The following is an 8748-nucleotide window of genomic DNA, read 5'->3' as shown; positions in this document are numbered from 1 at the left end:
TTTCAGCGAAAGACCATTTTGCAAAGGTCTTCTTAGAAGAGGGTTACGGCTCGCTGATGCGCCTGTCTCGGAAGTGGTGCCAGGCTGCCTCCGCCTGAGCGCGAAGCATGGTGAGACCATTGGCGGTGCGGCAGCCGTGCGCCAGTCCCTCCTTGAGGAAGGGGGTCACCTCCGGCTCGTAGGTGAGGTCGATGAGCAGCTGCCCGGGGTGGAGAGCGTCGTAGGGCAGGGGGGGCTTGGCACCGGGGTACTTGGCGCTGCCGAGCGGCGTGGCATGGACGATCAGCGGCGTGCGGGCGAGCCGCTCCGGGGTCAGCTCCTCGTAGGTGAGTCCCCGGCTCCTCGATACCGTCTCGGAGGGGATGCCCAGCTGCTCGAGTGCCACCCCGACAGCCCTTGAGGCACCGCCGCTGCCGAGGATCAGCGCAGAGCCGGGGAGAGTCCCTTCCCCCACCTCTTCCCTGAGCGAGGCGGCAAAGCCCTCCACATCGGTATTGTAGCCGGTGAGGATCCCCTCCCGGCAGGTGACACAATTGACCGCTCCCACAGTTGTTGACAGCGGGTCGAGCCGGTCGAGGTAGGGGATGACGGTGGTCTTGTAGGGTGTGGTGACGTTGAAACCGTCCCAGTGGGTGGTACTGCGAACTTCTATGAAAAAGGGACCCACCTCCGGGCGGTCGATGAGCCGGTAGGTGGAGCCGTCGAGCCCCTCTCGCCGGAAGATCTCTGCGAAGAGCTCCGGAGACCGGCTGTAGCCTATGTCACGTCCGAGGAGGCCGAGGCGGTAGACTCTCTTCATCACACCGAGGAGCGATTACGACTTTACCTCGCCCCAGCTGCTGCGGTCGAGCTTGCGGTAGTTGACCGCCTCACCGATGTGGTGGGTCAGCACCTCAGGCGATCCCTCCAGGTCGGCAATGGTGCGCGACACCTTGAGGATCCGGTCGTAGGCACGCGCTGAGAGCCCGTAGTGGTCCATGGCGCGGCGGAGGAGTTCGCGCCCGGCGGAGTCGATGTGAATGTACTCCTTCATCAGGGCGGGAGTCATCTGGGCATTGGTGTAGATGCCGGGGATATCCCTGTAGCGTGCCGCCTGTATGGCGCGCGCCCGAAGCACCCGCTCGCGGATCACGGCGCTCGACTCGCCCGGCTCTCTCGATGAGAGCGCCTCAAAGGGGACCGGCACGATCTCCACCTGTATGTCGATGCGGTCGAGGAGGGGCCCGGAGAGATGCCCGAGGTAGGCGGAGATCTGCCCGGGGAGGCAGGTGCAGTCCTTTGCAGGATTATTGTAGTTGCCGCAGGGGCAGGGATTCATCGATGCCACGAGCATGAAGGAGGCGGGGAAGGTGATCGTGCCTCGGGCTCGCGAGACGGTGACGATCCTGTCCTCGAGCGGCTGCCGCAGCACCTCCAGCACGTGGCGGGAAAATTCCGGCAGCTCGTCAAGGAAGAGCACCCCATTGTGCGCCAGCGAGATCTCGCCCGGCTTGGGGTAGGTGCCTCCACCGACCAAGGCGACCCCGGAGGTGGTGTGGTGGGGGGAGCGGAAGGGGCGGCGGGTCATCAGTCCGCTGTCGGGGGGCAGCACGCCGGCGACGGAGTGGATCATCGTCGTCTCGATCGCCTCCTCCTTGGTGAGCGGCGGGAGGATCGCCGGGAGCCGCTTCGCCATCATCGACTTACCGCTGCCGGGCGCCCCCACCATGAGGATATTGTGATTGCCTGCCGCAGCCACCTCCATGGCGCGCCGCACCTCCTCTTGCCCCTTCACGTCCGCAAAGTCGAGCATACTCTCTATCGAGGTGACGAAGTCTGCCTCCGTGGTGTGGTCGCTCACCACTTCGAGCGTCCCGGTGCCGGAGACGAAGGCGAGCACCTGCGTGAGCGTGTCGGCGGCATAGACGGTCAGCCCATCGACCACTGCCGCCTCCCGCGCATTGGCCCTCGGGACGATGATGGCGCGGAAGCCATCCCGCACTGCATTGATCGCCATCGGGAGGATGCCGTGGATCGGCTGTATCCGACCATCGAGGGAGAGCTCGCCCATCACCACCACGCGCACCAGAGGGGATAGGTCAAGGGGGCACATCAGCCCGGCGAGGACGATGGCGAGCGGCAGGTCGTAGGCGGCGCCCTCCTTGCGTATGTCGGCGGGGGACATATTGATGATGTAGCGCCGCCGCTTCCAGCTGATGCCGGACTCCAGCAGCGCCGCCTCTACCCGCTCCCGGCTCTCCTTGACCGCCGTATCGGGCAGTCCGACGAGCGTGTATCGTACCCCGTCCTGGCACTGTGCCTCGATGGTGATCGTGGTGGCAGAGAGCCCATTGACCGCCTGACCGTAGATCTTGGCAAGGGCGTGGGAGGGATCTCTCTCCTCAGCCCCCTCGCCGGGGTAGCTGAGGTCGTCCGATAGCTCGATCATTTTCTCTTACTCTTCTTCAGTGGGATGGTGTCGTGGGCGACGATGTACCGGGTCAGTTCGGTGAGGTCCGAGGGGCGATCGATGACGCTCATCAGCGTGTCGACGACGAAGTAGGCGGGGAGCCTCTCCGCCCCGAGCGTGGTGGCGATCGTCGATGCCTCGCCGATGCTGTCGCCGACGAAGCGGGTCCGGCGACCGGACGAGGGGAGGAAGGGCGCTGCCTCCCCCTGCCCGATCAGCAGGAGGAGACTCTTGACGCCGAGGCTGTCGGCGGTGTGGTAGAAGGGGCGGAGCAGCGTGCTGTCCATATCGCTCTCGCGTAGGGCCAGCACCGCCATGAAGTGATCCGGCTTGATGAAGGCCTTTGTCTCTCGCTCCTCCCGGCCAAAGCGGTCGGGGAAGTGGCTGAAGGAGGTCTTGCGACTCAGCCCGAGGGCAGTCAGGAGGTCGGTGTGGCTGTACTGCGCCGTGGAGATCAGTCCCCTGAGGAGTGATGGCTCCTGATCGGGGAAGCGCCGCAGCCCGTCGAGGGCGTAGAAGAGGCTGAGCCGACGGCCGGTCATCCGCCCGTAGAAGTCCCTCAGGTCGGGCGTGATGCTGTCGCCCGCCTCGGCGATCAGTCGCTGCCACTCCATCAGTTCATCAGCGTAGCGCGCTCCCTCGATCTTGCCGGGGCGGTACCGCAGCTTGGTGGTGTCGGGGATCAGAACCGTCTCTATCAGTCCGGTGGTGTCGGTGAGCACGAGGAAGTCAAGGGTGTCGCGGTCGAAGTGCGCCTTATACTTCCCATCGATCGTGTCGATCCTGATGGCGGTCGTGCCGTAGGTGTAGAGCAGTGCCGGCTGCGTACCGGGACGGAGGTCGACGGCGAGGGGGCTGCCGGCCTGATCCTTGCGGCTGCAGCCGACGAGGATCAGCAGCAGGGTGGCGAGGAGAAGGAGAGTGGGCTTACTTTGCCTCATAAGATGGTAGGATGATGGTGTCGTAGATCAGTGCGCGCTCCCGGTCGGGGATGTCGTACTTGGCCAGGAGTGTCAGGAGTGCCTCGAGGCGGGGAGCGTTGGTGGGCTCTGCATGGAGTGCCTCACGGAGAAGGGCGATGCCCTCGGTCCGCTCTCCTGTTGCGAGGAGTGCGACCCCCTCGTAGAGTGGGAGCGAGGAGGAGTGGGCGCGCTTGGCCGCCTCCTCCGCCCGGCCCGTCTCGAGGAGGAGGGTACAGAGGGTCTCGGAGATCTCCTTATCCTCCCCGTCAGCGAGGAAGTCCGCCTTATAGGCCGCCTGGAGTGTCTCCTCCGGCTCTCCCCGCTCTCTCAGCAGCCGGACACGCTCCGCCACCAGTCGGACCCTTCCCGGGCCCTCCACCTGATCCTCCGCCTTGCGGATGAAGTCGATGGCATCGCTCTTCCGACCCAGCTTCACCAAGAGTGAGGCGACCTTCTCCGCCGTACTGCTTCGTATGCCCTCCTCGCGGATCGCCTCCTCCAGGGCGTGGAGGGCCTCCTCGTCCCTCTCGTCCATCATATAGACCACCGCTATGCCGCGCCACACCTCTCCGGAGTGGCTCCCATAGTCTCGCTGTGACCGCTCGTAGAGCCGCCCCGCCCAGCCGTAGTGACCGTCGTGCGCCACCCGCAGGGCGAGGTCGCAGAGCTGCTCCTCGGTATAGAGGTCTGCCGCACGGGTGAAGGGTCCATCGAGGACGAAAGGATCGCCCCTGAAGGGGCTGATGAAGTCGCCCGCATCGCTGTAGAGCGTGTAGAAGCGGTAGGCCCCGAAGAGGAAGTCCCTCATCTGCTCCCGCAGCGTCATCGGTTCGCTCTCCCCGAGGGAGACCCCTTCCGGCAGGTCCATCGGCGGGATCATCCGGTCCAGCCCGGGTATGAGGGAGAAGGAGTAGCGGTCGGAGGAGATCAGGCGCCGCCCGCCGAAGAGTGCCTTGCCCCAGTTGGTCAGCATCCTCACATTGCCCTCGATCAGGTCGGGGTGGGTGGGGATGTAGGGGTAAAACCAGTGGGCAGCGCTGCTGAAGAAGGGGAAGCCCTTAAGGTTTTTCGCCGACGAGTACTCCATGTCGAAGCGGTCCTTCTGCATATCCCCCAGCCGTCCCATCGCGTCGGCGAGGAGTCCCTCTATCTCATCGTCCCGCTGCTCGTCGAGGCTGTGGTAGAAGTTTTGCACCTGATCCTCCATCGTCGCCCCCGGCATGCCGCGCAGGTGCTCCCCGAGGCCCTGCAGCTTGGGCAGCACCTCCTCGGTGAAGATCCGGTCATTGCGCTCCGTCGTGTAGCTGTCGAGGAGTACCTCCACCGCCATATGGAGCTCCTCCCGTAGCCGCCGCAGGGCGGCGATCCCCCGCTCCGCCAGGTCGGGGTAGAAGTGCAGGATCTCCCTCTGATGCCGTCGCCCGCCGATTAGCAAGGCCGGCAGGGCGATCGCCACATCCGCCGGCTCGCGATCCTCCAGCACCTCGATGAGGAGGGTCAGCTTGGCGGGGTCATACTCCTCGCACAGCCCCACGGCGAGCCCCGAGAGCAGTATATGTCGCTCCACCCTGTCGGTAGAGCGCCGTATCGCCTCGCAGTCCGCCTCCGTCAGCCGGTTGGTCGCCCAGAGGTAGTCAAAGAGCCGGTCCAGTCGGTCGAAGTAGCCCGGCTCCTGCCTCCTCAGGGGGTGCGCCAGGTCCGCCGCCAGGTCGTACCCCTCCCCGAGACGTCGCCTGGCATCTATGCAGCTCTGGGGCAGAAACCTCTCTACATCCCACGCCTCGCGTATCAGCATACGCAGCTCTCGCCCGATCTTGCGGAGTATCTCGTCGCGGGAGGGATCCTCGGCCCCCTTGGCATAGTAGTCGCAGAGGAGCCGATAGGTCTCTGTCAGCTCTCTGAGCCGGGCGCTCTCGCCCTGGGGCGTCCCGTCAAGCATCTCAAAGACCCGGGCGTAGTGACCGCTCAGGATATCCTCGATGAGCTGTCTGCCCCGGGGTGCGTTGTAGTCGGTCATCTCGTTTTCCGAGGGGGAGAAGGGGTGTCTCATAGGCAGGGCTTAGGACTTCATGACGTGGAGGGGATCGATGTAGAAGAGGAGGCTGCAGGCGAGGAGGAGCAGCCCGATGATGATGGTGGCGATGCGGCTACCCTTTCGCCCCAGGGCACGGAGCCAGATCTGCGCCTGCGGACTGGAGAAAAACCACTCTCTGTCGGCGATGCCGACCCAGAGAGCCAGCAGCCCGGGGAGGACAAACATCCCCACCACCGAGAGCTCTATCAGCAGCCTGGCGGTCATCGGGGCTCTCAGTCGATGGTGAGGCGGCGCGCCTGCCCGTCGTCGATGATCTCAATGTGGAGCGTGAGCGCCTCCTCGTCGAGGAGCGGCGTGACCACCTCGGGCCACTCGATGAAGCAGTACTCGCCACTGTCGATGTACTCCTCAAGGCCGATGCGGTAGGCGCCCGCCAGGTCGTCGAGCCGGTAGCAGTCGATGTGGTAGATGACACTGTCGTCGGCGGTGTGGTACTCATTGACGATCGCAAAGGTGGGGCTGCTGGTCACCTCCTGTATCCGGAGGAGCTTGCAGATCTCATCGATGAGCGTCGTCTTGCCCGCTCCCATAGGCGCATCAAAGGCCCAGACGCGGTGGTCGCCAAAGTTCTCCAGTAGCTCCTTAGCCACCTCGGGGAGTTGGTCGAGTGTATAGGTGATATCGTACTTCATAAGTGGTCACAATCTCTTCCCACAAAAGTAGCCATTTCCCCCCTAAAGACCTTTGCAAAATGGTCTTTCGCCGAAAAAGCACCGCTTTTTCGGCAGGGACTTTGCAGAATGCCCCAGATGCAAGGAGCTGAGAGTGAGGGCGAAGGCGAAGGGAGTGTGCTTACGCACATGACCAAGCCCGAATCTCGAATGTGACGCCGCAGATGGGGTATTATGCAAAGGTCTCCCCTATTCTCCCTCCTCTCCCGGGCGGTAGATCAGGGGTGACGCATCTGAGCAGCACAGAAGCCCATCAACTCATTATGAAGGGTGGGGAACGAGGCACCCCGGCAGGGGTGCACGCTGTTTAGCCCGGGTGTCAAGGAGGGGCGCATGCCCCGACGAAGACCCCGGGATGTCTCGGTGGAAAAAATGCTCCACGACCCCGCAAGGGTGTCGCACTATCAAGCTTGCCCGTGGAGTGCGACACCCTGACGGGGTCGTATATATAAGGCATATCGCCGGTAACCCGGAGTCTTCGGGGCTTCGCCCCTCGACATCCGGGCTAAAGAACGGTGATCCCTCCGGGACTTCGCCCCTGCGGGATCGGCAGGCGTGTGCATTAGGAGAGGAGTCTCGCACCTCAGATCTCCTCTGTAAAGCTCAAATGCGTTACCCCCCCCTGGGCGGTAGATCCTCCGGGGCGCTATGCCCGAGTTGAACGAACCATGAGGCACCCGAAGGGTGCTCGCTCCAAAGGCATCGGTCATCCGCGAAGCGGTGACCGATGTGCCGAGCCCCGCTCCTACCCCCTCAACTTCTGGCGGGTCGCCGAGCAGAAATCCCCCTTTCCAGCGACCCCTGACGGATAGGGGCGTTCACTAATACCGATATTAGAGAATTCTTTTACCGGTATTAGTGATCGCTAATATCGGTATTAGAGAATTCTAATATCGGTATTAGGTGACGGGATGTTTATGGGACAAGTCGGACAAGTCGCAACGCACCCCGGAGGGGGTGCTTTCTCCATGGCTGTAAGGATCAAATGCGTCAACCCTGGGAGAGGGGGCAGGCGGATTGGCGGGGTGGCGGGAAAAAGGTAGAGATGTCTACACTACTTGTAGAGAGGAGTCTGTGGGAGACCGTGAGAGATAGTGGAGGGCGGGGAGGTGGTATATTCGCATCCTTTCCTATTTCATCACTACTCAGGCGTTAGGCACTCAAATCTATACCCCGGAGGTTGATCAGGTGGTAAACTCTGTCTAGAGTGCCGGCATGGCGCTGCTTGAGTACCTCCAGTGTAAAGTCACTCGGTGCTGCCGAAGTGAGCCCAAGTCTCTTAAATTCCATATGCTATTGTATTGGTTTGTTTCTCCTCAAATCTACACTTCTCGATCAACCTCCTGCCGGTATGCACTTACATTTGCGACTCACTTATCCCGGCCTGATCTCCACAAGAGGTTGGACCACAAACTCACACTTAGATATGACGTACGGATACATCAGGGTCAGCAGCGACAAGCAGACGGTAGAGAACCAGCGCTTTGAGATCAACAACTTCTGTAAGAGAAACGGACTCTTGGTCGATGACTGGATCGAGGAGACCATCAGCGGCACCAAAGCCTACACCAAGCGGCAGCTTGGAGACCTCCTTCGTAAGGTCACGCGTGATGATATCATCATCTGTAGCGAGCTGTCTCGCCTCGGGCGCAACCTCTTCATGATCATGGAGATCCTCAATATATGTATGACGAAGGAGTGCCGCGTCTGGACGATCAAGGACAACTACCGCTTAGGGGACGACATACAGAGCAAGGTCCTCGCCTTTGCCTTTGGTCTCAGCGCCGAGATCGAGCGCAACCTGATCAGCCAGCGCACCAAGGAGGCCCTCGCAAGGAAGAGAGCCGAGGGCGTGATCCTCGGACGACCCAGGGGCAGCAAGACCGCGCCGGAGAAGCACCCCCTCTACCGCAAGAAGCAACTGATCAAGGGGCTCCTCGAGGAGCAGATCTCTGTGAGAAAGATCGCCAAGATCTGTAAGTGCGACCGCAACACCCTCTCCCGCTACATCAGGGAGGTCATCTCCTTCGAAAAATGAGCCTTTTTGTGGAGCAACATGCGACACCCTCCGCCTTCACCTCCGCCCCCTGGGTCATCCTCACCCCCATCGAGCAGCGCATCAAGGAGAAGATCGAGGCAGTCGGCACCCCGCTTAAGGACTGGGACATCCAGATCAACTACGGTATCAAGACCGGCTACAACGAGGCCTTTATCATCGACACCGAGAAGCGAAACGAGATCCTCGCCAATTGCCAGGCCGAGGACGAGCGCCGGCGCACGGAAGCCCTCATACGACCCATATTGCGTGGCCGGGACATCAAGCGCTACGGATATGACTGGGCAGGACTATGGCTAATATTCATTCCTTGGCATTTCCCTTACCAATTTGATGCTTCAATCATTGGGGCATCTGAGAAAGCAGAAAAGGCATTCCAAGAGCAGTATCCTTCCGTCTATCAGCACATGACAAGATATAAAGAGCAATTGTCAAAGAGAAACAAAGCTGAAACAGGAATACGATATGAGTGGTATGCCATGCAAAGGTGGGGTGCCCAGTATTGGGAGGATTTT

General features: G+C 61.8%; 8 protein-coding genes and 1 pseudogene. 2 read left to right on the top strand and 7 right to left on the bottom strand.

Annotated features, from left to right (window positions below):
- Positions 1 to 43: 43 nt before the first annotated feature.
- From HMPREF2890_RS06965 to HMPREF2890_RS09110, 7 genes are all read right to left on the bottom strand, one after another.
- Positions 44 to 799 carry a shikimate dehydrogenase family protein gene (locus tag HMPREF2890_RS06965; RefSeq protein WP_070467008.1) on the bottom strand — a complete coding sequence of 252 codons (756 nt, stop codon included), beginning with the start codon at positions 797 to 799 and terminating at the stop codon, positions 44 to 46.
- 15 nt (positions 800 to 814) lie between these two features.
- The gene (locus HMPREF2890_RS06960; RefSeq protein ID WP_246825348.1) at positions 815 to 2428 is read right to left on the bottom strand and encodes a YifB family Mg chelatase-like AAA ATPase; all 1614 of its coding nucleotides are present in this window, start codon (positions 2426 to 2428) and stop codon (positions 815 to 817) included.
- Positions 2425 to 3390: a hypothetical protein gene (locus HMPREF2890_RS06955; RefSeq protein WP_070467006.1), complete on the bottom strand. Its 966-nt coding sequence runs from the start codon at positions 3388 to 3390 to the stop codon at positions 2425 to 2427. Before HMPREF2890_RS06955 ends, HMPREF2890_RS06960 begins: the two co-directional genes overlap by 4 nt.
- Positions 3377 to 5461, bottom strand: a complete 2085-nt coding sequence (locus tag HMPREF2890_RS06950; protein ID WP_148130716.1) for a tetratricopeptide repeat protein — start codon at positions 5459 to 5461, stop codon at positions 3377 to 3379. Before HMPREF2890_RS06950 ends, HMPREF2890_RS06955 begins: the two co-directional genes overlap by 14 nt.
- Positions 5462 to 5470: 9 nt before the next feature.
- Positions 5471 to 5710, bottom strand: coding sequence for an Imm17 family immunity protein (locus tag HMPREF2890_RS06945; protein WP_070466993.1), 240 nt, complete (start codon positions 5708 to 5710; stop codon positions 5471 to 5473).
- A gap of 8 nt (positions 5711 to 5718) precedes the next feature.
- Entirely contained in the window at positions 5719 to 6138 is a 420-nt protein-coding gene (gene tsaE / locus HMPREF2890_RS06940) for a tRNA (adenosine(37)-N6)-threonylcarbamoyltransferase complex ATPase subunit type 1 TsaE (protein ID WP_070466991.1), read from the bottom strand.
- 1191 nt (positions 6139 to 7329) lie between these two features.
- On the bottom strand, positions 7330 to 7467 hold the full coding sequence (locus HMPREF2890_RS09110; protein WP_168160433.1) for a hypothetical protein: 138 nt from the start codon (positions 7465 to 7467) through the stop codon (positions 7330 to 7332).
- 136 nt (positions 7468 to 7603) lie between these two features.
- Here HMPREF2890_RS09110 and HMPREF2890_RS06935 point away from each other — a divergent pair, with 136 nt between their 5' ends.
- Together HMPREF2890_RS06935 and HMPREF2890_RS06930 are read left to right on the top strand one after the other, a co-directional pair.
- Positions 7604 to 8215: a master DNA invertase Mpi family serine-type recombinase gene (locus HMPREF2890_RS06935; RefSeq protein ID WP_070466989.1), complete on the top strand. Its 612-nt coding sequence runs from the start codon at positions 7604 to 7606 to the stop codon at positions 8213 to 8215.
- A pseudogene (locus HMPREF2890_RS06930) lies at positions 8212 to 8748 on the top strand (class I SAM-dependent DNA methyltransferase); the annotation flags it as partial. The gene HMPREF2890_RS06935 and the pseudogene HMPREF2890_RS06930, both read left to right, overlap by 4 nt.

Source organism: Porphyromonas sp. HMSC065F10 (assembly GCF_001808555.1).
Lineage (GTDB): Bacteria > Bacteroidota > Bacteroidia > Bacteroidales > Porphyromonadaceae > Porphyromonas_A.
This window is presented reverse-complemented; position numbering and strand designations above follow the sequence as displayed.

Excerpts from the sequence above, each read along its gene's own strand:
- HMPREF2890_RS06935 (WP_070466989.1), top strand. The coding sequence starts at position 7,604 with ATGACGTACGGATACATCAGGGTCAGCAGCGACAAGCAGACGGTAGAG.
- HMPREF2890_RS06955 (WP_070467006.1), bottom strand. The coding sequence starts at position 3,390 with ATGAGGCAAAGTAAGCCCACTCTCCTTCTCCTCGCCACCCTGCTGCTG.
- tsaE (WP_070466991.1), bottom strand. The coding sequence starts at position 6,138 with ATGAAGTACGATATCACCTATACACTCGACCAACTCCCCGAGGTGGCT.
- HMPREF2890_RS06950 (WP_148130716.1), bottom strand. The coding sequence starts at position 5,461 with ATGAGACACCCCTTCTCCCCCTCGGAAAACGAGATGACCGACTACAAC.
- HMPREF2890_RS06945 (WP_070466993.1), bottom strand. The coding sequence starts at position 5,710 with ATGACCGCCAGGCTGCTGATAGAGCTCTCGGTGGTGGGGATGTTTGTC.
- HMPREF2890_RS06965 (WP_070467008.1), bottom strand. The coding sequence starts at position 799 with ATGAAGAGAGTCTACCGCCTCGGCCTCCTCGGACGTGACATAGGCTAC.
- HMPREF2890_RS06960 (WP_246825348.1), bottom strand. The coding sequence starts at position 2,428 with ATGATCGAGCTATCGGACGACCTCAGCTACCCCGGCGAGGGGGCTGAG.
- HMPREF2890_RS09110 (WP_168160433.1), bottom strand. The coding sequence starts at position 7,467 with ATGGAATTTAAGAGACTTGGGCTCACTTCGGCAGCACCGAGTGACTTT.